The 22327-nt window shown below is 72.5% G+C and carries 18 protein-coding genes; 13 read left to right on the top strand and 5 right to left on the bottom strand.

The annotated features are described in order from the left end of the window. Positions 1–59 precede the first annotated feature (59 nt). Positions 60–1874 carry a chitinase gene (locus ACF1DX_RS28365; RefSeq protein ID WP_391793960.1) on the top strand — a complete coding sequence of 605 codons (1815 nt, stop codon included), beginning with the start codon at positions 60–62 and terminating at the stop codon, positions 1872–1874. Here the strand turns inward: ACF1DX_RS28365 and ACF1DX_RS28360 are convergent. Both ACF1DX_RS28360 and gabT read right to left on the bottom strand, forming a co-directional pair. Further along, positions 1813–2451: a phosphatase PAP2 family protein gene (locus ACF1DX_RS28360; RefSeq protein WP_391793959.1), complete on the bottom strand. Its 639-nt coding sequence runs from the start codon at positions 2449–2451 to the stop codon at positions 1813–1815. The genes ACF1DX_RS28365 and ACF1DX_RS28360 overlap by 62 nt on opposite strands. A gap of 432 nt (positions 2452–2883) precedes the next feature. After that, positions 2884–4218, bottom strand: coding sequence for a 4-aminobutyrate--2-oxoglutarate transaminase (gene gabT, locus ACF1DX_RS28355; protein ID WP_391793958.1), 1335 nt, complete (start codon positions 4216–4218; stop codon positions 2884–2886). A gap of 414 nt (positions 4219–4632) precedes the next feature. Here gabT and ACF1DX_RS28350 point away from each other — a divergent pair, with 414 nt between their 5' ends. From ACF1DX_RS28350 to ACF1DX_RS28340, 3 genes are all read left to right on the top strand, one after another. Further along, positions 4633–6756, top strand: a complete 2124-nt coding sequence (locus ACF1DX_RS28350) for an ATP-binding protein (RefSeq protein WP_391793957.1) — start codon at positions 4633–4635, stop codon at positions 6754–6756. Positions 6757–6883: 127 nt separating this feature from the next. Continuing rightward, entirely contained in the window at positions 6884–8440 is a 1557-nt protein-coding gene (locus ACF1DX_RS28345) for a PucR family transcriptional regulator (protein WP_391793956.1), read from the top strand. A gap of 145 nt (positions 8441–8585) precedes the next feature. Next, on the top strand, positions 8586–10031 hold the full coding sequence (locus ACF1DX_RS28340) for an aldehyde dehydrogenase family protein (protein ID WP_391793955.1): 1446 nt from the start codon (positions 8586–8588) through the stop codon (positions 10029–10031). A 75-nt stretch (positions 10032–10106) separates the two neighbouring features. Here ACF1DX_RS28340 and ACF1DX_RS28335 read toward each other — a convergent pair whose 3' ends face one another. Beyond that, on the bottom strand, positions 10107–10823 hold the full coding sequence (locus ACF1DX_RS28335) for a DUF4190 domain-containing protein (protein WP_391793954.1): 717 nt from the start codon (positions 10821–10823) through the stop codon (positions 10107–10109). Positions 10824–10993: 170 nt separating this feature from the next. Here ACF1DX_RS28335 and ACF1DX_RS28330 point away from each other — a divergent pair, with 170 nt between their 5' ends. The 3 genes from ACF1DX_RS28330 to ACF1DX_RS28320 all read left to right on the top strand — a co-directional run bounded on the left by ACF1DX_RS28330 (position 10994) and on the right by ACF1DX_RS28320 (position 14089). Next, the gene (locus tag ACF1DX_RS28330) at positions 10994–12055 is read left to right on the top strand and encodes an adenosine deaminase (protein ID WP_391793953.1); all 1062 of its coding nucleotides are present in this window, start codon (positions 10994–10996) and stop codon (positions 12053–12055) included. A 19-nt stretch (positions 12056–12074) separates the two neighbouring features. Next, positions 12075–12785, top strand: coding sequence for a glycerophosphodiester phosphodiesterase (locus tag ACF1DX_RS28325; RefSeq protein ID WP_391793952.1), 711 nt, complete (start codon positions 12075–12077; stop codon positions 12783–12785). A gap of 149 nt (positions 12786–12934) precedes the next feature. Continuing rightward, complete coding sequence (locus ACF1DX_RS28320; RefSeq protein ID WP_391793951.1) at positions 12935–14089, top strand: serine hydrolase domain-containing protein; 1155 nt, start codon at positions 12935–12937, stop codon at positions 14087–14089. Here ACF1DX_RS28320 and ACF1DX_RS28315 read toward each other — a convergent pair. Both ACF1DX_RS28315 and ACF1DX_RS28310 read right to left on the bottom strand, forming a co-directional pair. Beyond that, positions 14082–14603, bottom strand: coding sequence for a hypothetical protein (locus ACF1DX_RS28315; RefSeq protein ID WP_391793950.1), 522 nt, complete (start codon positions 14601–14603; stop codon positions 14082–14084). The two genes, ACF1DX_RS28320 and ACF1DX_RS28315, sit on opposite strands and share 8 nt — an antisense overlap. A gap of 107 nt (positions 14604–14710) precedes the next feature. Beyond that, a complete protein-coding gene (locus ACF1DX_RS28310) occupies positions 14711–16150 on the bottom strand; it encodes a gamma-aminobutyraldehyde dehydrogenase (protein ID WP_391793949.1) in 1440 nt (479 codons plus the stop codon). A gap of 207 nt (positions 16151–16357) precedes the next feature. Between ACF1DX_RS28310 and ACF1DX_RS28305 the strand changes: the two genes are divergently transcribed. The 6 genes from ACF1DX_RS28305 to ACF1DX_RS28280 all read left to right on the top strand — a co-directional run bounded on the left by ACF1DX_RS28305 (position 16358) and on the right by ACF1DX_RS28280 (position 22303). Then, a complete protein-coding gene (locus ACF1DX_RS28305; RefSeq protein WP_030866046.1) occupies positions 16358–16876 on the top strand; it encodes an Lrp/AsnC family transcriptional regulator in 519 nt (172 codons plus the stop codon). Between the two features lie 2 nt (positions 16877–16878). Then, a complete protein-coding gene (locus ACF1DX_RS28300) occupies positions 16879–18252 on the top strand; it encodes an aspartate aminotransferase family protein (RefSeq protein ID WP_391793948.1) in 1374 nt (457 codons plus the stop codon). 218 nt (positions 18253–18470) lie between these two features. Next, positions 18471–19220, top strand: coding sequence for an ABC transporter ATP-binding protein (locus tag ACF1DX_RS28295; RefSeq protein ID WP_391793947.1), 750 nt, complete (start codon positions 18471–18473; stop codon positions 19218–19220). Further along, positions 19202–20527 (top strand): hypothetical protein, encoded by a 1326-nt coding sequence (locus ACF1DX_RS28290; protein ID WP_391793946.1) that lies wholly within the window; start codon positions 19202–19204, stop codon positions 20525–20527. The genes ACF1DX_RS28295 and ACF1DX_RS28290 overlap by 19 nt, the downstream gene beginning before the upstream one ends. A gap of 108 nt (positions 20528–20635) precedes the next feature. Further along, the gene (locus tag ACF1DX_RS28285) at positions 20636–21043 is read left to right on the top strand and encodes a VOC family protein (protein ID WP_391793945.1); all 408 of its coding nucleotides are present in this window, start codon (positions 20636–20638) and stop codon (positions 21041–21043) included. Positions 21044–21181: 138 nt separating this feature from the next. Further along, a complete protein-coding gene (locus ACF1DX_RS28280; RefSeq protein WP_391793944.1) occupies positions 21182–22303 on the top strand; it encodes an LOG family protein in 1122 nt (373 codons plus the stop codon). Positions 22304–22327: the final 24 nt, after the last annotated feature.

Here is a 22327-nt window from a genome sequence, read left to right as displayed (position 1 = left end):
TGGTCTGGACCAAATTGAGCGCGCTCCGCCCTCCCGACTCCCCCTGCCCGGAGGCCCTTGTGGACCGCTCCAGACCTCTCGCGCGCCGGCCCCTCGTGGCGCTGCTCACCGCCACCGTCCTCGCCACCACCGGTATGACCGCGCTGTCGTCGGCCGCCCGCGCGGCCGACGCGGACCTCGCCAGGAACGGCGGCTTCGAGTCCGGCCTCGACGGCTGGAGCTGTACGGCCGGCACGACGGTGAACTCGCCTGTGCACAGTGGCGTTTCGGCGCTGAAGGCAACCCCGGCGGGCGCCGACAACGCCCGCTGCGCGCAGACCGTCACCGTGAAACCGGACTCCCAGTACACGCTCTCCGGTCACGTCCAGGGCAGCTACGTCTACCTGGGCGCGAGCGGCACCGGCACCACCGACGTCTCCACCTGGACCCAGTCCGCCCCCGGCTGGCAGCAGCTCACCACCACCTTCCGCACCGGCCCCTCCACCACCCGCGTCACCATCTACACCCACGGCTGGTACGGCACGGGCGCCTATCACGCCGACGACATCACCCTGGTCGGACCCGGCGGCGAGACGGGCCGGCCGCCCGCCCCGCCCACCGGCCTGCGGGCCGGCACCGTCACCTCCACCAGCGTGGCCCTGTCCTGGTCCCCCGTGCCCGGCGCCACCGGTTACGCGGTCTACCGTGACGGCACCAAGGTGCGGACGGTGAGCGGGACGTCGGCCACCGTCACCGGGTTGTCGCCCTCGACGGCGTACGCCTTCCAGGTCACGGCCGTGAACGACGCGGGTGAGTCGGCCCGTTCGGCCACCGTGACCGCGACGACGGGAGCACCCGACTCCGGCGGCGGCGACTCCGGCCTCCCGGCCCACGCCCTGGTCGGCTACCTCCACGCCGGCTTCGCCAACGGTTCCGGCTACACCCGCCTGGCCGACGTCCCCGACAGTTGGGACGTCATCGACCTGGCCTTCGGTGAGCCGACCTCGGTCACCTCGGGCGACATCCGCTTCGAGCGCTGCCCGGCCTCGGAGTGCCCGGGTGTGGAGAGCGACGCCGAGTTCAAGGCGGCCATCAGGGCCAAGCAGGCGGCCGGGAAGAAGGTGCTGATCTCCATCGGCGGCCAGAACGGCCAGGTACAGCTCACCAGCACCGCCGCCCGCGACATGTTCGTCTCCTCCGTCTCGAAGATCATCGACGAGTACGGACTCGACGGCCTGGACATCGACTTCGAGGGCCACTCCCTCTCCCTGAACGCCGACGACACGGACTTCAGGAACCCGAAGACCCCGGTGATCGTCAACCTGATCTCGGCCCTGAAGACCCTGAAGGCCAAGTACGGCGACGACTTCGTGCTGACCATGGCCCCGGAGACCTTCTTCGTCCAGCTCGGCTACCAGTACTACGGCACCGGCAAGTGGGGCGGCCAGGACCCGCGGGCGGGCGCGTACCTCCCGGTCATCCACGCCCTGCGCGACGACCTGACGCTGCTGCACGTCCAGGACTACAACTCGGGCCCGATCATGGGCCTGGACAACCAGTACCACTCGATGGGCGGCGCCGACTTTCACATCGCGATGACCGACATGCTGCTCACCGGCTTCCCGGTCGCCGGCGACGCGAACAACGTCTTCCCGCCGCTGCGCGCCGACCAGGTCGCCATCGGCATGCCGGCCACGGCCAACGCGGGCAACGGGCACGTGTCCCCGGCCGAGGTCACCAAGACCCTCGACTGTCTGACCAAGCGCACGAACTGCGGCGGTTACGCGACCCACGGGACCTGGCCGGGGCTGCGCGGGCTGATGACCTGGTCGATCAACTGGGACCGGTTCGGCGGCTGGGAGTTCCAGCGGACGTTCGACGGCTACTTCGGCTGAGCGACAGCCGGAGGCAGATCAGCAGCACCGCGCCGAGGCACCAACTGGCCGCCACGTCCAGCGGCCAGTGGTAGCCCCGGCGCACCAGCCCGAACGAGGCGCCGACGACCAGGACGGCGCAGGCCGCGACGAGCACGCGACGGACCGCCGGCGACCGCAGCAGCGGCAGGAGCAGCAGCGTCGCCGCGCCGTACGCCACCACGGCGGTGGCCGTGTGCCCGGAGGGGTAGTAGCCGACCGCCGGGGGCACGGCCGGGGTGCCGGGGCGGTCGGTCCACTCCTTGAGGGGTGCGACCAGCGTCGGCACCAGCACCATCGCCAGGGCCCCGGCGGCGGGCGGCAGCCACCAGCGGTCCATACCTGTGGCACGTCCGCGCCAGGCGGCGTACGCCAGTGCGATCACCAGGACGGGGAGGGCGACCTGGGCGTTGCCGAGGTCGGCGAGCAGTTCGGAGGCCCGGTCCGGATGGACCAGCTCCCGGCTCAGCCGTTCGTCGAGGCCCACCAGCGGGCCGTCGGCGACGACCTGCCAGGTGATCAGCGCGAAGAGGAGAACGGGCGGTCCCAGCAGCAGCATGGTGCACAGCTTCGCAGGTGGGGCCCGGTGCATGCAGAAGGGCCAGTGCAAAGGGGGGGTATGCACTGGCCCTTCTGGGAACGGCTTGCCGTATGAGATGCCCGGACGGCCGTCCGGACCGGAACGTCGCGCGCCCCGGGGGGTGTGGGGCGGGCGACCGTCCGATCATGAGGAGACCCGAGGCCCTCGGGCCCCGGTTGTGTGCGCGAGGGCACGACCAGGTCGAAGCTGGGGAGGCCCCGGCCTGAAACCGCCCACAGTCCCCTGTGGGCGGGGTGTGTCTCTCATCCGTGGAGAAACCTACGGCAGGGGGTGGCCCCGCGACAGGGCCGACGGGCTCCTGTCATCCACCTCGCACACGTTCTTCACACGCTCTGCCGCTCGTCGGTCCCGGCGGCCCGGGGCAGGCGTCCCACCTGCCCTGATGCCGGCTCAGATGCGCGCGAACGCCTGCTCGATGATGTCGAGGCCCTCGCTCAGCAGGTCCTCACCGATGACCAGCGGGGGCAGGAAGCGCAGCACGTTGCCGTAGGTGCCACAGGTCAGGACCAGCAGGCCCTCCTGGTGGCAGGCCTTGGCCAGCGCGGCCGTCGCCTCGGGGTTCGGCTCCTTGGTGGCGCGGTCCTTGACCAGCTCGATGGCGATCATCGCGCCCCGGCCGCGGACGTCGCCGATGACGTCGAACTTCTCGGCCATGGCGGTGAGGCGGGACTTCATGATCGCCTCGATGTTCTTCGCCTTGGCGTTGAGGTCGAGCTCCTTCATCGTCTCGATCGCGCCGAGCGCGCCCGCGCAGGCGACGGGGTTGCCGCCGTAGGTGCCGCCCAGGCCGCCGGAGTGCGCGGCGTCCATGATCTCGGCACGGCCGGTGACGGCGGCGAGCGGCAGACCGCCCGCGATGCCCTTCGCGGTGGTGATCAGGTCCGGGACGATGCCCTCGTCCTCGCAGGCGAACCACTGACCGGTGCGGCAGAAGCCGGACTGGATCTCGTCGGCGACGAAGACGATGCCGTTGTCCTGGGCGAACTTGCTGATCGCGGGCAGGAAGCCCTTGGCCGGCTCGATGAAGCCGCCCTCGCCGAGCACCGGCTCGATGATGATCGCGGCCACGTTCTCGGCGCCGACCTGCTTGGAGATCTGGTCGATGGCCTGCGCGGCGGCCTCCGGGCCCGCGTTCTCCGGGCCGGTCGGCCAGCGGTAGCCGTAGGCGACCGGGACGCGGTACACCTCGGGCGCGAACGGGCCGAAGCCGTGCTTGTACGGCATGTTCTTCGCGGTCAGCGCCATGGTGAGGTTCGTACGGCCGTGGTAGCCGTGGTCGAAGACGACGACCGCCTGCCGCTTCGTGTACGCACGCGCGATCTTGACGGCGTTCTCGACGGCCTCGGCGCCGCTGTTGAACAGCGCGGACTTCTTGGCGTGGTCGCCCGGCGTCAGCTCGGCGAGCGCCTCGGCGACGGCCACGTAGCCCTCGTACGGCGTGACCATGAAGCAGGTGTGGGTGAAGTCGGCGAGCTGGGCGGAGGCGCGGCGGACGACGGCCTCGGCGGAGGCGCCGACGGAGGTCACGGCGATGCCGGAGCCGAAGTCGATCAGCCGGTTGCCGTCGACGTCCTCGATGATGCCGCCGCCCGCGCGGGTGGTGAACACGGGCAGCACGGAGCCCACGCCCTGCGCGACCGCGGCGGTGCGGCGGGCCTGCAGCTCCTGCGACTTCGGGCCGGGGATGGCGGTGACGACGCGGCGCTCCTGCGGAAGTGCGGTCATGCGGGGCTCCTGGGGGGGGGTGTTTCGGACGCTTTTCTTTCTTTTCTCGCAGGCTAGGGCCGCCGAGGGGGGCTGGGCATGCTCCATGTGGGCGTTGTCGGGAGGGCGGGGTTGTCCGTGATGGACATAGCCAGGGGGAGCCGCGGGCAGTCGTGCCTCCCCCAGGGTCGTAAGGGCCTGGGAGGTACCCCCAGGGGCGATGGGGGTGCCCCGCTCATGGGGTCCCCCCGCTCGAGCGAAGCCGAGAGTGGGGGAGGAGCCGGGAGTGGGGGAGGCACCCCGCAAGCGCGGGTAAGTGAAACCCATCCCCCGCCCGGCCGCGGCCCCGGCCACGTAAACAGTGAACTCGCCCTGTCAGGGCGTTAGATTGACTCGCTGACGGCGGATGGAGCGGCAGCTCAGGGGGCAAGGGCGATGAACAGCGACGGTACCCAGGACGCACGGGGCACGCATGCGCACCCCGTCCCGCGCCCGGCGGGCCCACCGGACGTACCGATGGCGCCCCCGCGCCCCACCAGGGCCCCGGGCATGCCCCCGCCGCCCGACGGTTCCGCGTTCCTCACCTGGCTCCGCACCCCCCGCCCCGAGGCCCTCCCCGGCGTGTGGCGGTTCGGCCACCGGCCGCGCCCGGAGGAGGAACCGGAGCGCGTCCCCGGACGCCAGCTGCTCAGCGGAGCCCTGATCGCGTTCCTCGTCGGCTGGCTCATCTGGTCGCTGCTGTGGAACGGCTACCTCGGCGGCTGGTGGCTGCTGCCGCTCTACGCGATGATCCCCGACTCCTGGGCGGAGCCCCACAGCTTCGGCGCCGTCGTGGTCGTCTACGCCTACTACGTGCTGATCGCCGGGATCATCATGGTCGGCGTGGGCCGCCTCGGCCGCTGGAGCGAGATCTGGCGCCGCTACGGCCCGCCCGCCTGGCGCCGTGGCCCCGCGCGGGACCAGCGCCCGCCCGCCGCGGAGGCCGACCCCGCCGCCTGGCCCGCCCTCCGCGCCGCCGGCGCCACGGACGCCGCCGAGCGGCTGGCCGCCGACGCCCGCGCCGGGCTGATGCGGGACGTCGACCAGGCCCGTATCGCCCGCGCCTGGCAGGGCGTGCGCAACGGCCGGCACAGCCTCGCCGCCTTCACCGGAGCCGTGCTCGCGGACGGAGCGGCCGCCTGCCCGCATCCCTCCGGCGCGCGCGACCTGCCCGCCCGGCAGGCCCGCCACGACCTGCTCACCGGGCAGGTACGGATCGGCACCACGGCCGACGACCCCCGCAACCCCTACGCCTACCGCGGCACCGGCCTGGCCCTCGGTCCGGAACTCCTCGGCACCTCGCTCCTCGCCGTCGGACCGGCCGGTTCCGGCAAGACCGGCGGTGTCGTCCAGCCGCTCGCCGAGTCGTTGTGCCTGCACGCGCTGGCCGGGAAGGCCGCCGTGGTCGTGGTCGGCGCGGCGGGCGCGGGGCTCGGCGACAGCGACGCGTACGACGTCGTCGTGCGGATCGGCAATCCCGAGTCGGTCTACGACCTCGACCTGTACGGCGGCACCACGGACCCCGACGAGGCCGCGGCCGTACTCGCCGAGGCGCTGGTGGGAGACCTGGCGGATCCGCACCCGGGCAGCGACAGCCGCCGCTCCACCACCGTCCTCGCCCAGCTCCTGGGCCCGTTCCGCGCGGTGCACGGCCGCTTCCCGTCCGTCCCCGAGCTGCGGCAGCTCCTCGACGGCGCCCCCGGCCCGCTGGCCGCCCTGCGCAGCGGGCTCCAGGCCGCCGGCCAGGAGTCGCTGCTGCGTGAACTCGACGCGCGCGAGCGGCAGATGGCCCACCCTGGCGATGTCGGCGGCACCCTCGCCGACCGGGTGGCGCTGCTGGACCGGCCGGCCTTCGCGGGGTTCTTCGACACCTCCGGGCAGTCCCGGCCGTTCTCGCTCAAGGCGCTGGACCACCCGGTACGGGTGCGCGTCGACCTGCCCCAGCGCGGGCACGCGGACGCCTCGCGGATGCTGGCGCGGCTGGTCCTCGCCCAGTTCACGGCGAGCGTGACGGTGCGCGAGGACCGCTCCCTGTTCGCCTGTCTGGTGCTGGACGACGCGACCGGCGTGGTCACCCCCGAGGCCGTGCGGGGCATCCAGCGGCTGCGGTCCGCCAACGCGGGCGTGGTGCTGACGCTGCGCACCCTGGACGACGTACCGAGGCCGCTGCGCGGGCCGCTGCTCGGGGCCACCGGATGCCGGATGGCACTGTCCGGTGTCACCCCGTGGGACGGGCAGGACTTCGCCGAGGTGTGGGGCAAGGAGTGGACCGAGGCCCGGGACGTCACCGACCGGCAGATCATCGCGGAGAGCCCGGCGGGCAAGGCGGCTCACGCCCTGCGGCGGGCGATCACGGGCAAGGCGCCGACCGCGCGGGCGGTCACCGTGCGGCAGGTCGAGCGGGAGCGGTGGTCGGCGTCGGAGCTGGCGCATGCCGTACCGGCGGGCCACGCGGTGCTGTCGCTGACCGACGTCAAGGGCGAGCACGCGCCGCCGCTGCTGGTGGACCTGCGGGAGTGAGCCGGCCGATCGGGGCGGCCGGGGACCGTACAGTGAGGCAGAATCGACACAGGCCGTTCATACGCGACGGCCAAAAGATCACCGAGTTCTCACACACCCGACGCAGACCCGAAGGCTCAAGGCACCCATGCCCCCGACGCTCGCCTCGCTCGTCCACCACTCCGCGCTCAAGCTGACCGTGCGCGCGGGCGGGGACCGCCTCGACGCGCCGGTCCGCTGGGCGCACGCCAGTGAGCTCGCCGACCCCGTGCCCTACATGGAGGGCGGGGAACTCCTGCTGATCACCGCGCTGAAACTCGACGCGGAGGACCGGGAGGCGATGCGCCGCTATGTGCGGCGGCTGGTCGGGGCGGGAGTCGTGGGCCTCGGATTCGCCGTCGGCGTCCATTACGAGGACATCCCCGACGCCCTCGTCGACGCCGCGCGGGAGGAGGGTCTGCCGCTCCTCGAGGTGCCGCGCCGCACCCCCTTCCTCGCGATCAGCAAGGCCGTGTCCGCCGCCATCGCCGCCGACCAGTACCGCGCGGTGACCGCGGGCTTCGCGGCCCAGCGGGAGCTGACACGACAGGCTCTGACGGAAGGCCCGGAGGGGCTGCTGGCCGCGCTCGCCGCGCAGGTCGACGGGTGGGCCGCGCTGTACGACGCCTCGGGCGCCGTCGTGGCCGCGGCACCGGAGTGGGCGGGCCGGCGCGCCGCGCGGCTCACCCCGGACGTGACCCGGCTGCGGGAGCGGCCCGCGCCCGCCTCCTCGGTCGTGGCGGGCCCGGAGAACGAGGACCGGGTCGAACTGCACTCCCTCGGCACCGGCCGGCGCCCCCGCGCGGCGCTCGCCGTCGGTACGGCCGCCGCCCTCGGCACCGCCGAACGGTACGCCGTCCACTCCGCCATCGCCCTGCTCACCCTGATCACGGAACGCTCCCGCTCCCTGCACGCCGCCGAGCAGCGCATCGGCGCCGCCGTCCTGCGCATGCTGCTCGCCGGGGAGCCGGACCACGCCCGCGCGGTGGCCGGCGACCTGTACGGCGGCCTTCTCGACGCGCCCTTCCGGATCATCGTGGCCGCCGGGGGCGAGACGAACGGGGACGCCCTCGGAGCCCTCGCCGAGGCCGCGGAGGCCGCCGCCGCCCGCTCCGGGGAGGTGGTCCTGGTCGTACCGGAGGGAAACCGGCTGGTGATACTGGCCTGCGACGGCGGCGCCGCCGTGGCCGCCTGCTGCGATCACGCCGCCGCGCGGGAGGCGGCCCGCAAGGCCGACGACGACGAACTGGTCGTCGGACTGTCCGCACCGGCCGGACCGATCGCCGCGTCCACCGCCTACAAGCAGGCCGAGCAGGCTCTTTCGGTGGCGCGGCGGCGGGGGAGGGTGCTGGTGGAGCACGAGCACATGGCCGCCGGATCGGTGCTGCCGCTGCTCGCCGACGACGCGGTCAGGGCGTTCGCCGACGGGCTGCTGCGCGCCCTGCGCGAACACGACGCGACGGGCCGCGGCGACCTCGTCGCCTCGCTGCGCGCCTGGCTCTCCCGCCACGGCCAGTGGGACGCGGCGGCGGCCGACCTGGGCGTCCACCGCCACACCCTGCGCTACCGCATGCGCCGGGTCGAGGAGATCCTGGGCCGCTCCCTGGACGACCCGGACACCCGCATGGAGCTGTGGCTGTCCCTGAAGGCGACAACGACGGAGTGACACCCCCGGCCCACCCCGCCAAATCGTAGAACCCCCGCACCCCCACCCCTACGACTCGGCCAAACTCCGCCCCCCGCTCCCCGCCCTACCGTGGACCCAGCAACCCACCCGCACACCCCCACCACGGAAGGGCCGGAGCCCGCACATGACTTCCACCACCGCCTTCTGGCTCGCCGGCCGCCAGGCCACCGGCGAGACCGCCTTCGACGTCACCTCCCCCTGGGACGGCCGCACCGTCGGCACGGTGAGCGTCCCCACCGACGCCCAGGTCGAAGAGGCCGTCTCCGCCGCCCACGCCGTCCGCGAGGACTTCGCCGCCACCCCCGCCCACGTCCGCGCCGCCGCCCTCGACCACGTCAGCCGCCGCCTCGCCGAGCGCACCGAGGAGATCGCCCGCCTGATCTCCGCCGAGAACGGCAAGCCGGTCAAGTGGGCCCGCGGAGAGGTCGGCCGCGCCGTCTCCGTCTTCCGCTTCGCCGCCGAGGAGGCCCGCCGCTTCAACGGCGGCGAGGCCCAGCGCCTGGACACCGACGCCGGCGGCCAGGGCCGGCTCGCCTTCACCCGCCGCTTCCCCAAGGGCGTCGTCCTCGGCATCGCGCCGTTCAACTTCCCGCTGAACCTGTGCGCCCACAAGATCGCCCCCGCGATCGCCGCGGGCGCGCCCATCATCCTCAAGCCGGCTCCCGCCACCCCCCTCTCCGGCCTGATCCTCGGTGAGCTGCTCGCCGAGACCGAGCTGCCCGCCGGTTCCTGGAGCATCCTCCCGGTCCCCAACGACCGCATGCCCGCGCTGGTCCAGGACGAGCGGCTGCCGGTGATCTCCTTCACCGGCTCCGAGACCGTCGGTTACGCGATCATGGACTCGGTGCCGCGCAAGCACTGCACCCTGGAGCTGGGCGGCAACGGCGCGGCCGTCGTCCTCGCCGACTTCGCGAGCGACGAGGACCTGGACCGGGCCGCGCAGCGCATCGCGACCTTCTCCAACTACCAGGGCGGCCAGTCCTGCATCTCCGTGCAGCGCGTGATCGCCGACGCCTCCGTGTACGACCGGCTGCTGCCGCGCATCGTCGCCGCCGTCGAGGCTCAGGTCACCGGCGACCCGAACGACGACGCCACCGACGTCGGCCCGCTGGTCAGCGAGGCCGCCGCGCAGCGCGTGGAGTCCTGGGTCGACGAGGCCGTCGCCGCGGGCGCCACCCTCCTCACCGGCGGCAAGCGCGACGGCGCCTCCTACGCGCCGACCGTGCTCGCCGACGTACCGGCCGACGCGACGATCTCCCGCGAGGAGGTCTTCGGGCCGGTGCTGACCGTGCAGAAGGCGGACGGCGAGGCGGCGGCCTTCGCGGCCGTCAACGACTCCAAGTACGGCCTCCAGGCGGGCGTGTTCACGCACGACCTGCAGACCGCCTTCCGGGCCCACCGGGCCCTGGAGGTCGGCGGTGTGGTCATCGGTGACGTGCCGTCCTACCGCGCCGACCAGATGCCGTACGGCGGTGCCAAGCAGTCCGGTGTGGGCCGTGAGGGCGTGAGGTTCGCGATGGACGACTACACCTACGAGCGGGTGATGGTCCTGACGGGCCTCGCGCTCTGACCCATCCGCGAAAGGACGACGGCCCGAGCCCGCTGTGCGGGGGCTCGGGCCGTCGGTCCTCGGCGACCGGTGCGGTCAGCGGAAGGCGGGAGCGGTGACGGCGGGGCGGTGGGCGCCGTAGTAGTCCTCGTCCTCCCAGCTGTCCTCCTCGCTGTTGATGGCGGCCACGACGCCGATGGCTATCAGGACGATCACGGCGATGCCGAGGACGAGGCCGATGATGCCCGTGATCAGGCCGGCCTGGGCCTGTCCGTGGTTGTCGGCGAGGCCCTGTTCGGCCTTCTTGCGGCCCTTGATGCCGAAGACGATGGCGAGGACGCCGAGGACGACGGAGACCACGCCGTAGAAGCAGAACAGGCAGCAGGCCAGGATGCCGAGCACCATGGCCGCGACGCCCATGCCGTTCTGCCGCTGGCCCGGCATGCCGGGCCAGCCGTAGCCCGGCGGGTAGCCGGGGTATCCGTAGCCGCCGGGGGCGCCGGGGCCGGTGGGCGCGACGGGCGGCGGGGGCAGCGCGGAGCCCTGGGTGTCGAAGGGCGTGGCGCCGCCCGGGGGCGTGGCGCCGACGGGCGGGACGAAGCCGGCACCCGGCATCCCGGCGATGGTGGGCTGGTTGTGCACGGACGGCGGCTGCGGCGCGGACAGCCCGTCGGCGACGGTCGGCGTGGCCGGTGGCTGCGGCGGCCGGCCGACGCCGGACGTGTGGTCCTTGTCCAGTGAGGGCCTGCCCTCCGGGGGCGCCCAGGGGTCGCCGGCGCCCGTGTCCCCGCCCGGCTGCGTCGCGTCCGTCATCTGGAGTTCCCCCTCGGCCTCGATCGTCCGGCCATGCTACGGCTCCGCCGCCCCGTACCGACCCGCGCCCCCTTCCCCGACCGCCTACGATGACCCCGAGTCACCGATCAGCCGATCATCCGCGTCCCGCCGCCCGTGCGGTCGAAGGGGCGCCGTTCCGGGGAGGAACCTTGACCGACCGTCTCGTCGAGCCGCGCGTCCCACGCGATCTGCACGCCTTCATCGCCGGCCTGCCCAAGGCCGAGCTGCATGTGCACCACGTAGGATCCGCCTCCCCCCGGATCGTCTCGGAGCTGGCCGCCCGCCACCCCGACTCCAAGGTCCCCACCGACCCCGAGGCCCTGGCCGACTACTTCACCTTCACGGACTTCGCCCACTTCATCGAGGTGTACCTGTCCGTCGTCGACCTGATCCGTACTCCCGAGGACGTACGGCTGCTGACCTACGAGGTGGCCCGCGAACTGGCCCGGCAGCAGGTGCGGTACGCCGAGCTGACCATCACCCCGTTCTCCTCCACCCGGCGCGGCATCGACGAGCGTGCCTTCATGGACGCGATCGAGGACGCCCGCAAGGCGGCCGAGGCCGAGCTCGGGACCGTGCTGCGCTGGTGCTTCGACATCCCCGGCGAGGCCGGTCTCGAGTCCGCCGAGGAGACCACGCGGCTCGCCACCGACGACCGGCTGCGCCCGGAGGGCCTGGTCTCCTTCGGTCTCGGCGGGCCCGAGATCGGCGTGCCCCGGCCGCAGTTCAAGCCGTACTTCGACCGCGCGATCGCCGCCGGACTGCACTCCGTGCCGCACGCAGGCGAGACCACCGGACCGGAGACCGTGTGGGACGCCCTCAACGAGCTGGGTGCCGAGCGCATCGGGCACGGCACCAGCTCGGCCCGCGACCCCGAGCTGCTCCGGCACCTGGCGGAGCGGCGCATCCCGCTGGAGGTGTGCCCCACCTCCAACATCGCCACCCGCGCGGTGACCGACCTCGACGCGCACCCCATCAAGGAGTTCACGCGGGCCGGCGTCATCGTCACCGTCAACTCCGACGACCCGCCGATGTTCGGCACCGACCTGAACAACGAGTACGCGGTCGCCGCGCGGCTGCTGGAGCTCGACGAGCGGGGGCTGGCCGACCTGGCGAAGAACGCGGTCGAGGTGTCCTTCATGGACCCGGCCGGCAAGGCGCGGCTGGCCACCGAGATCGACACCTACACCGCGTCCTGGCTCGACTCCTGACCACCCGCGAAGGGCCGCCATGCAGAACGTGACCGCCGTGGCCCACCGCGGCGACCCCTACCGCGTCCGCGAGAACACCCTCGCCTCGCTGCGGTCCGCGCTCCACCGGGGCGCGGACGCGGTGGAGATCGACGTACGCCTCACCCGGGACGGCGTCCCGGTGCTGCTGCACGACGGCACGCTGAAGCGGCTCTGGGGACACGACCGTCCGCTGTCGTCGCTGTCGTGGGAGGAGGTGCGCGGGGTCACGGACGACGGGGTGCCCATGCTCTCCGACGCGCTGGCGGCGACGGACGGCGGCCGGGTGATGATCGACCTGCCCGGCACGCCGGACGTCCGCGCGGTACGCCGGATCGTGGACGCCGTGCGCGAGCGGGGAGCCCAGGACCGCGTCTACTACTGCGCCGGTGCCCCCGCCATGCTCGCCGTACGGGCGGCGGACCCGTCCGCCGAGATCGCGCTCACACGTACGACGCTGGCACCGGCCCGCGCCGGTCTGCTGGAGGCGATCCGGCCGCGCTGGCTGAACTACCGCTTCGGCCTGGTCGACCGCGTGCTCGCGGACCGTGTCCACCGCGCCGGTTACCTGCTCTCCGTCTGGACCCCGGACACCCGTCGCTCCATGCGCCGCCTGCTGGCCCTGGGCGTCGACTCGATCACCACCAACCGCGTCGACGTGCTGTGCGCACTGCGTGCGGCCGGGGACCGGCCGAAGCGGCAGGCACCCTAGGGGTGACCCCTGACAACTCCCCTGCACACCCAGGGGAGTTGGTCGGGGGCGCGCCAGGGCGGGCGCCCTCCCTGACGACGATCCCAAGGCGGCCCGCACGGCCGGAGGATGATCACGTCCTTCCGCCGAACTCCCCCGAGGAGCAGCCGATGCACGCCCGCCGCCGTACCACTCTTCTCGCCGCCTCCCTCGTCCTCGCCCTGGGCGCGGGTCCGCTCGCCGCGCCCGCGTTCGCCTCTCCCGCCCCGCGGGCGCCCGTGTGCGGTACCGCGCCGTCCCACCAGGCGTTGTGCGAGGCGATCGAGGGGCTGCCCGACAAAGACGCGACCGCCGCGCTCGTCCGGCTGGGCGGCACCGAGGGTTCCTGGCAGGGCAGTTCGGGGGTGCGGGACCTGGCGAGCGGCCGGGCGGCCGACCCGGACGCGCGGTTCAGGGCCGGTTCGACGACCAAGGTGGTGACGGCCGCCGCCGTCCTCCGGCTCGCGGCCGAGGGCGAGGTCGACCTCGACGCGTCGATCGAGCGCTACCTCCCCGGTCTGCTCGGCCCCGAGTTCGAGAAGCCCGTCACCGTACGGAACCTGCTGAACCACACCAGCGGCATCCAGCCGGGCGCCAGTTGGGGGGACACCTTCGAGGAGCAGTACGCGCACCGCTACGACACGCTCACCCCGCGGCAGGTCGTGAAGTCGGCGGTCGCGAAGGGACCGGCGTTCACCGCCGGTGACGAGCAGCAGTACCTCAACATCAACTACACGATCCTCGGCCTGCTGATCGAGAAGGTGACCGGGCGGTCGTACGCCTGCGCGGCCACCCGGCTCGTACTGCGTCCCGCCGGGATGCGGCACACGTACTTCCCCGGCACCGACCCCCGCATCCGCGGACCGCACCACCACGGCTATCAGGCGGTCTCCCAGCCGGACGGGACGACCCGGCTGGTCGACGTCACCGAGTGGAACGTGGCCGACCGCTGGGCGGCCGGGGACATGATCTCGACCACCGCCGACCTGGAGCGGCTCGTCACGGCCCTCTTCGGCGGACGGATCGTGCCCGAACCGCAGTTGCGGGAGATGTTCACGGTCCCGGCGGGCATCGAGGGCGCCGCCTACAGCGCGGGCCTGACCCGCTGGGAGCACCAGGGCACGGTCTACTGGCTCAAGAGCGGCACCCGCCCCGGCTACAGCACGGCGATCGCCGCGACCGAGGACCTGAGCCGCACCCTCGTGTACTCGCTCTCCGACACCGACGCGAAGGACACGACGTCGAACCCGGTCGCCGACCGGATCCGGGAGGCCGCCCTCAAGTAGCGAGGGCGGGTGCCGGGTTCGGTGTGAGCGCCTCCAGCCGCTTGATCCTCCGGCGTACGACGTACAGCGGGATCACGCCGAACACCCCGAACGCCATGTCGATGACGCTCCACCAGAAGGGGATGCCGCGGACCGGGCCGCAGACCAGGGCGAGCGGGATGATGCCGGCACAGGCGATCATGCCGAACTCGACGACCCAGATGTTGCGGACGGGGTCGCGGTAGGGGCCGTAGAAGGCGACGGCGATCACGAGGTGCGCGAAGGCGAGCCAGTCGGTGCCGTAGAGGAGGAAGGGGTACTCGGCGTCGGCGGTGTCGAGCCCCTGGCGTACGCGCTCGATCCAGTCCATGAGGGCGGGGAGGTGCTCCGGCGCCGACAGGGACCGGAGCAGGTCCTCGGTCCAGCGCAGTTCGTGCACCAGCGGGAAGGCCGTGGCGCCGCTGAGCACCAGGCAGACGACGAAGAAGACCAGCCAGGCGCGAATGCCCTTGAGCAGGGCGGCTCTGTCGCTCATGGCAGCAGCGTACGCCGAGAGTTGAACATGTTCAAAAACAGGGTTCACCCTGGGAGACACGTCGGCCCCGGACGGTGGTTCACCGTCCGGGGCCGAGGCTTCGGCGCCTATCCGTCGAGGGACGTCATCACGTGCTTGACGCGCGTGTAGTCGTCGAAGCCGTACGCCGAGAGGTCCTTGCCGTAGCCGGACTTCTTGAAGCCGCCGTGCGGCATCTCCGCGACCAGCGGGATGTGGGTGTTGATCCACACGCAGCCGAAGTCGAGCCTCTTGGACATCCGCATCGCGCGGGAGTGGTCCTTGGTCCACACCGAGGAGGCCAGCGCGTACTCGACGCCGTTGGCGTACTCGACGGCCTGGTCCTCGTCGGTGAAGCGCTGGACGGTGATGACCGGGCCGAAGACCTCCTTCTGGACGATCTCGTCGTCCTGGTTGAGGCCGGAGACGACGGTCGGGGCGTAGAAGAAGCCCTTGTCGCCGACGCGCTTGCCACCGGCGACCACGCGCGCGTGCGCCGGCAGCCGCTCGATGAAGCCCTCGACCTGCTTGAGCTGGTTGGGGTTGTTGAGCGGGCCGAAGAGGACGTCCTCGTCGTCCGGCATACCGGTCTTCGTGTCGGCGGCGGCCTGGGCGAGCGCGGAGACGAACTCGTCGTGGATGGACTCGTGGACGAGCACGCGCGTGGCGGCCGTGCAGTCCTGGCCGGCGTTGAAGAAGCCCGCGACGGAAATGTCCTCGACGGCCTTGGCGATGTCGGTGTCCTCGAAGACGACGACCGGGGCCTTGCCGCCCAGCTCCAGGTGGACCCGCTTGAGGTCCTTGGACGCGGACTCGGCGACCGACATGCCCGCGCGCACCGAACCGGTGATGGACGCCATCGCCGGGGTGGGGTGCTCGACCATGAGGCGGCCGGTGTCGCGGTCGCCGCAGACGACGTTGAAGACGCCCTTGGGCAGGATCGAGCCGAGGATCTCGGCGATCAGGACCGTGGAGGCCGGGGTGGTGTCCGAGGGCTTCAGGACGACCGTGTTGCCCGCGGCGATCGCCGGGGCGAACTTCCACACGGCCATCATCATCGGGTAGTTCCAGGGGGCGACCTGCGCGCAGACGCCGATCGGCTCACGGCGCACGAAGGAGGTCAGCCCCTCCATGTACTCGCCGGCTCCCTTGCCCTCCAGCATCCGCGCCGCGCCCGCGAAGAAGCGGATCTGGTCCACCATCGGCGGGATCTCCTCGGTGCGGGTCAGCCCGGTGGGCTTGCCCGTGTTCTCCACCTCGGCCGCGATGAGTTCCTCGGCGCGCTCCTCGAAGGCGTCCGCGATCTTCAGCAGGGCCTTCTGGCGCTCGGCCGGGGTGGTGTCGCGCCAGCCGGGGAACGCCTCGGCGGCGGCCGCCATCGCGGCGTCCACATCCGCCTGCCCGGACAGCGGAGCGGTCGCGTACGCCTCGCCCGTCGCGGGGTTGACCACCTCGGTGGTCCGTCCGTCGGCGGCGTCCCGGAACTCACCGCCGATGTAGTTGCGCAGACGACGCAGCTCGGTGCTCACTGCAGGGCCTCCTGGTGTTCCTCGTGGGTGTCCGAGGTGTCCGGTGCGTCGAGAAATGACCGGTGTCCAACCTCTGAGACACCCACCCTAAACCGAGGGCTGCCGTTTTCAACACCCCCACCCGCTCCACTCCTGCGAAATCCGCAAGCTGAGACGTCGTAGACAACGAATTTCATCGATCGAGCCTTGCGAAACTGTCGATACGTCGTGCACAGTGGCACCGTGGCCAGTCGAAGCGCAGACCCGAGGGACTCCCGCGAGTCCAAGAACGGCGGCGGTCCCCAGCTGGACGCCGTCTCCCTCGCCATCATCGAGCAGCTCCAGGAGGACGGCCGTCGGCCGTACGCCGCCATCGGCAAGGCCGTGGGCCTGTCGGAGGCGGCCGTGCGCCAGCGCGTCCAGAAGCTGCTCGATCAGGGCGTGATGCAGATCGTCGCCGTCACGGACCCGCTCACCGTGGGCTTCCGCCGCCAGGCGATGGTCGGGGTCAACGTCGAGGGTGACGTGGAGTCCGTGGCCGACGCGCTGACCGCCATGGACGAGTGCGAGTACGTGGTGATGACCGCGGGCTCCTTCGACCTCATGGTCGAGATCGTCTGTGAGGACGACGACCACCTTCTGGAGGTCATCAACCGACGCATCCGGGCCGTTCCCGGAGTGCGCTCCACCGAGAGTTTCGTCTACCTCAAGCTCAAGAAGCAGACCTACATGTGGGGAACCCGATAATCGTGAGCACCGACCGCCCCCAGGACCTCAGCAAGTCCGCGTACGACCACCTGTGGATGCACTTCACCCGCATGTCCTCGTACGAGAACTCCCCCGTCCCCACCATCGTCCGGGGCGAGGGCACCCACATCTACGACGACCGGGGCAAGCGCTACCTCGACGGCCTCGCCGGCCTGTTCGTGGTGCAGGCGGGCCACGGCCGTCAGGAGCTCGCGGAGACCGCCTCCAAGCAGGCCCAGGAGCTGGCCTTCTTCCCCGTGTGGTCCTACGCCCACCCCAAGGCCGTGGAGCTGGCCGAGCGGCTCGCGCACGAGGCGCCGGGCGACCTCAACAAGGTCTTCTTCACCACCGGCGGCGGTGAGGCGGTGGAGACCGCCTGGAAGCTCGCCAAGCAGTACTTCAAGCTCGTCGGCAAGCCGACCAAGTACAAGGTCATATCCCGTGCGGTGGCCTACCACGGCACCCCGCAGGGCGCCCTGTCCATCACCGGACTGCCGGCCCTGAAGGCCCCCTTCGAGCCGCTGGTGCCGGGCGCGCACAAGGTGCCCAACACCAACATCTACCGGGCGCCGATCCACGGCGACGACCCGGAGGCGTTCGGCCGCTGGGCCGCCGACCAGATCGAGCAGCAGATCCTCTTCGAGGGCCCGGACACGGTGGCCGCGGTCTTCCTGGAGCCGGTGCAGAACGCGGGCGGCTGCTTCCCGCCCCCGCCCGGCTACTTCCAGCGGGTGCGCGAGATCTGCGACCAGTACGACGTGCTGCTCGTCTCCGACGAGGTCATCTGCGCCTTCGGCCGGCTCGGCACGACTTTCGCCTGCGACAAGTTCGGCTACGTGCCGGACATGATCACCTGCGCCAAGGGCATGACCTCGGGCTACTCCCCCATCGGCGCGTGCATCGTCTCCGACCGGCTCGCCGAGCCGTTCTACAAGGGCGACAACACCTTCCTGCACGGCTACACTTTCGGCGGCCACCCGGTCTCCGCGGCGGTCGGCGTCGCCAACCTCGACCTGTTCGAGCGCGAGGGCCTCAACCAGCACGTGCTCGACCACGAGGGCGCCTTCCGCGCCACCCTGGAGAAGCTGTACGACCTGCCGATCGTCGGCGACGTCCGCGGCAACGGCTTCTTCTACGGCATCGAGCTGGTCAAGGACAAGAACACCAAGGAGTCCTTCGACGCCGACGAGACCGAGCGCGTGCTGTACGGCTTCCTGTCGAAGAAGCTCTTCGAGAACGGCCTGTACTGCCGGGCCGACGACCGCGGCGACCCGGTCGTCCAGCTCGCCCCGCCGCTGATCTCGAACCAGGAGACCTTCGACGAGATCGAGCAGATCCTGCGCGCGACCCTCTCGGAGGCCTGGACCAAGCTGTAGGCCGTTGGAGTTCCCGATCTTCCTTCTGGATGATCAACACCAGCCCCGGTGCCGCCCGTTCGAGTGAGAAACGGGCGTCCGGGGCCGCGTGCTGTCCGGCCTCCCGCCGTGGCCTGCCTAGCGTGCCCAGTGACCGATCGGCCCTGCCTTCGTTCCCCCGGACGGGGGACTTACCCGAAGAGCGCACAGCATTTCCGATCCGAACCGAGGTGTACGCCATGGTGGCCCCACCGGACAACGACGTGCTCTGGGCGCGAGCCCTGCACTATCGGTACGACGACGGCTCACCCGGACTGAGCGGGGTCTCGCTCGGCGTCCGGGAGGGCGAGATCCTCGCCGTCGGCGGCCCGCGCGGCAGCGGGAAGACGACCCTGCTGCGCTGTCTGTCCGGCCTGCTGCCCGCGAAGAGCGGCGAGGTCTGGTTCAACAGCGTGCCCGTGCACACCATGAGCCCCGTCGCCCGTGAGCGGCTGCGCCGTGACCGCTTCGGCTGGATCGACCCGGAACCGGTGCTGGTGCCCGAGCTGAACGTCCGGGAGAACGCCGCCCTGCCGCTGATGCTGCGCGGCACCGACCGGCGCCGCGCCAGGACGGCGGCCCTGGAGTGGCTGGAGCGCCTCGACATCGGCGACAAGGCCCGCAGGCACCCCGGGGAGCTGACGCAGGCGGAGCGGCAGCGGGTGTGCATCGCCCGCGCCCTCGCCCCGGCGCCCTCGGTGCTGTTCGCCGACGAGCCGACCGCCCCGCTGTACCGCGTCGACCGCGGCCACGTGCTGCGCACGCTCACCACCGCCGCCCGCTCGCACGGCATCACCGTGGTCCTCGCGACCCAGGACGCGCAGACCGCGGCCCTCGCCGACCGCACCGTGTCACTGCTCGACGGGCGGCGGGTGCGCACCGTACATCTGCCGCCGGTCGCCGGGGCGGCCGAGACGGAAGGCCGGGCGGCGTGCTCGCTCTCCGTCTGACCCGAAGCGCCCACACCGCCGTCCAGTTGCGCCGGCTCCTGGTCGCGGCCGCGTCCGCGGGCACGGGCTTCCTGCTGCTCAGCACCCTCGGCCACGCGCTGGGCCACCCCGACCCGGCCTCCTCGGCGCTCCGGCTCGCCTGGTGCGCGGTCCCGCTGGCGGCCACGGTGTACTTCGCGATCGCGGTCGCCCGCACCGATCCGGGCACCCGTCCCCGGCCCGGCCTGTCGGCGATCGGCCTCGGTCCCGCCCGGCTCATGGCGGTCTCCGCGGCCACCACGGCGCTGTCCTGCGCGCTGGGCTCGCTGCTGGCCCTGCTGGTCTTCCTCCACCTGCGCGGCGACCTCACCGCCGTGCCCTCCGACGGCGCCGCGGCAGACTACCTCGCCACCGGCCGGCCGCTTCCGCTGCCGGCCGCCCTGACCCTGCTGGCGCTCGTGCCGCTGAGCGCGTCGGCGGCCGTGGCGGTGGCGCTGCGGCCGCGCGAGCCGGCGGCGGGCGCGGCCCGCGCGGGGCGGACGTACGGCAGGTTCGGCGCGTACCGGCGCACGGCGGTACGCGAGTCGTTCGGGGCGTACGGACGGTTCGGCAAGCATCTGGGGGCGGCGGCCCGCGGCCGGCGTACGGCCGCGGCGGCGCCGGAGCGGGAGGACACGGCGGAGGAGGCCCCCGGGACGGCCGCCGGCACCGAGCCCGCCGACACCGGGCCCGCCGTGCCGCTCACCCCGCCGTCCGGGCTGCCGTGGGGCATCGCGGTGCTGGCGGTGGGCCTGGCCGTGGAGGCCTTCGCGAGCCGTACGGGCGGCGGGGGCGCGCCGGGTGACCGGCCCTCCGCGCTGCTCGGTCTGGCCCTGACCGCCGTCGGTCTCGCCCTGGCCGGTCCCGGCCTCACCCATCTGTGCGGCAGGCTGCTGCAGACGGTACGGCCCGGCGCGCTGCGACTGCTGGCCGGACGGGTCCTCATGACCGAGGCCACCCGCGTCGGACGCCCCCTGGGCGTGGTCTGCGCGGTGCTGTCGGCCGCGTACGCCATGGCCTCGCTGCACGACCGCGAGGACGCCCCCGCCGGCCCGCTCGTCGTGCTCGGGGTGCTGGTGGTGGCCGGCTGTACGACGGCGACGCTGCTGACGGCCGCCGTCGAGGCCAAGCAGGCCCGCGCCGGCACCACCGCCGCGCTGCGGCGCCTCGGGGCGGCCACGGGGACGCTGCGCCGGGCCGCCGCGCTCCGCGCGGGTGCGCTGCTGGCCCTGTTCGGGCCGTTGACCCTGGTCGTGGCCGAGCTGTCGGCGTGGCCGCTGGCCCGCTGAGAACCGTCCGCGAACCGGTCCGGAAAAATCTTCGCGGGCCGATGAGTTCCGCGCGGGCCCCCGGTCTACCCCCCGAACGCTACGGAACCGAACGGGAAAGGCCCCGCCATGTACCAGCAGATGATCTTCGTGAACCTGGCCGTCGACGACCTCGACGCCTCGAAGAAGTTCTTCACGGAGCTCGGCTACTCGATCAACCCGCAGTTCAGCGACGAGACCGCCGCGTCGGTCGTGATCAGTGACACGATCATCGCGATGCTGCTGACCAAGCAGAAGTACGCGGGGTTCACCGAGAAGGAGATCGTGGACGCCACGAAGAGCAGCGAGGTGCTGCTGGGGCTGAGCGCGGAGAGCCGCGAGAAGGTCGACGAGCTGGTGGAGAAGGCCGTCGCGGCGGGCGGCTCGGTCACCGGCGAGACCCAGGATCACGGCTTCATGTACGGCCGTGCCTTCGACGACCTCGACGGCCACACCTGGGAGGTCATCTGGATGGACCCGGCCGCGGTGCAGGGCTGACGCACCCGCGGGCCCAGGGGGCGCCGTTCGGGTCCCGCCGGGGGCGCGGGCCCCGGCAGCACCCTCCCGAAGGACCCCGAGCGGCGTTGTCGTCGGTGGCCGGCCCGGGCCCCGGACGACACCCCCTAGCATGGGCGGGTGCAGACGAGTCCCGCCCATGCCGTCCATCACGGGGACCGCGAGATAGAGACGCTCGAGGAGTTCGACGCGATCGTCTCGTCCCGCGGCACGCTCTCCGGATTCCGTGTCCAGTCCGTCGATCTGACCGACCGGACACGGGAGTTGCTCACCAACGACACCGCCGGGGCCGTCTTCCTCGGCTGCCCGATGCGCCCCGACGCGGCGGAGAAGCTCCGCGCCGACGGCGCCCTGGTGCTCCCGCCCGTCCCGGGCCTGCCCTTCGACCCGTACCGGGGGCATCTCTACACGCCCGGTGACCTGTTCGCCTCGCTCGACAAGGGCTACGAGGCGACCCCGGACGCGCTGGCCTACGCCTGGTTCCAGCGGACCAGGGCGGACGGCGACATCTTCGCCTCCATGCTGCGCGCGGTCCACGACGACTCCATGTCCGACGCCCTGGACGAACTCCTGCGCGGGGCGCGGGTCGTGGGCGTGATGGGCGGTCACGCGATGGCCCGCGGCACCGAGGAGTTCCGGGGCGCCGCCCGGCTCGGACGGGCGCTGGCCCACGCCGGTTTCACGGTGGCGACGGGCGGTGGTCCGGGCGCGATGGAGGCGGCGAACCTCGGCGCCTACGCGGCCCCGTACGACGACGCCATGCTGGACGAGGCCTGCGAACTCCTCTCCTCCGCGCCCTCGTTCACGCCGTCGATCACCGACTGGGCGCGCGCCGCCTTCGAGGTGCGCATCCGCTGGCCGGAGGGCAACCACTCGATCGGCATCCCCACCTGGTTCTACGGCCACGAGCCGCCGAACGCCTTCGCCTCGCACATCGCGAAGTACTTCGCCAACGCCACCCGCGAGGACGGACTGCTGGCCCGCTGCGACGCGGGCGTGGTGTTCCTGCCGGGCGCCGCCGGGACCGTACAGGAGATCTTCGACAACGCGACGCCGAACTACTACGGGTCGCGCGGTGAGCCCACGCCCATGGTGCTGGTGAACCGGGCGCACTGGACGGAGAGGCTGCCGGCCTGGCCGCTGCTGCGGTCGCTCGCCCGGGAGCGCTCGATGGAGGCCCGGATCGCCCTGGTCGACCGGATCGAGGAGGCCCCGGAGGCCTTGAAACGTCTGGGCGGTTAATAAGAAGGCAAAGCCCGGTCCCGC

This window comes from Streptomyces sp. NPDC014676, assembly GCF_043084105.1.
GTDB lineage: Bacteria > Actinomycetota > Actinomycetes > Streptomycetales > Streptomycetaceae > Streptomyces.
Note: the sequence above shows the minus strand (reverse complement) of the source record. Positions and strands in the feature narration are given on the sequence as shown.

What these genes read in the sequence shown, in the direction of transcription:
- ACF1DX_RS28360 (WP_391793959.1), bottom strand. Translation starts at nt 2,451, where the DNA reads ATGCTGCTGCTGGGACCGCCCGTTCTCCTCTTCGCGCTGATCACCTGG.
- ACF1DX_RS28295 (WP_391793947.1), top strand. Translation starts at nt 18,471, where the DNA reads ATGGTGGCCCCACCGGACAACGACGTGCTCTGGGCGCGAGCCCTGCAC.
- ACF1DX_RS28340 (WP_391793955.1), top strand. Translation starts at nt 8,586, where the DNA reads ATGACTTCCACCACCGCCTTCTGGCTCGCCGGCCGCCAGGCCACCGGC.
- ACF1DX_RS28325 (WP_391793952.1), top strand. Translation starts at nt 12,075, where the DNA reads ATGCAGAACGTGACCGCCGTGGCCCACCGCGGCGACCCCTACCGCGTC.
- ACF1DX_RS28320 (WP_391793951.1), top strand. Translation starts at nt 12,935, where the DNA reads ATGCACGCCCGCCGCCGTACCACTCTTCTCGCCGCCTCCCTCGTCCTC.
- ACF1DX_RS28335 (WP_391793954.1), bottom strand. Translation starts at nt 10,823, where the DNA reads ATGACGGACGCGACGCAGCCGGGCGGGGACACGGGCGCCGGCGACCCC.
- ACF1DX_RS28315 (WP_391793950.1), bottom strand. Translation starts at nt 14,603, where the DNA reads ATGAGCGACAGAGCCGCCCTGCTCAAGGGCATTCGCGCCTGGCTGGTC.
- ACF1DX_RS28350 (WP_391793957.1), top strand. Translation starts at nt 4,633, where the DNA reads ATGAACAGCGACGGTACCCAGGACGCACGGGGCACGCATGCGCACCCC.
- gabT (WP_391793958.1), bottom strand. Translation starts at nt 4,218, where the DNA reads ATGACCGCACTTCCGCAGGAGCGCCGCGTCGTCACCGCCATCCCCGGC.
- ACF1DX_RS28345 (WP_391793956.1), top strand. Translation starts at nt 6,884, where the DNA reads ATGCCCCCGACGCTCGCCTCGCTCGTCCACCACTCCGCGCTCAAGCTG.
- ACF1DX_RS28285 (WP_391793945.1), top strand. Translation starts at nt 20,636, where the DNA reads ATGTACCAGCAGATGATCTTCGTGAACCTGGCCGTCGACGACCTCGAC.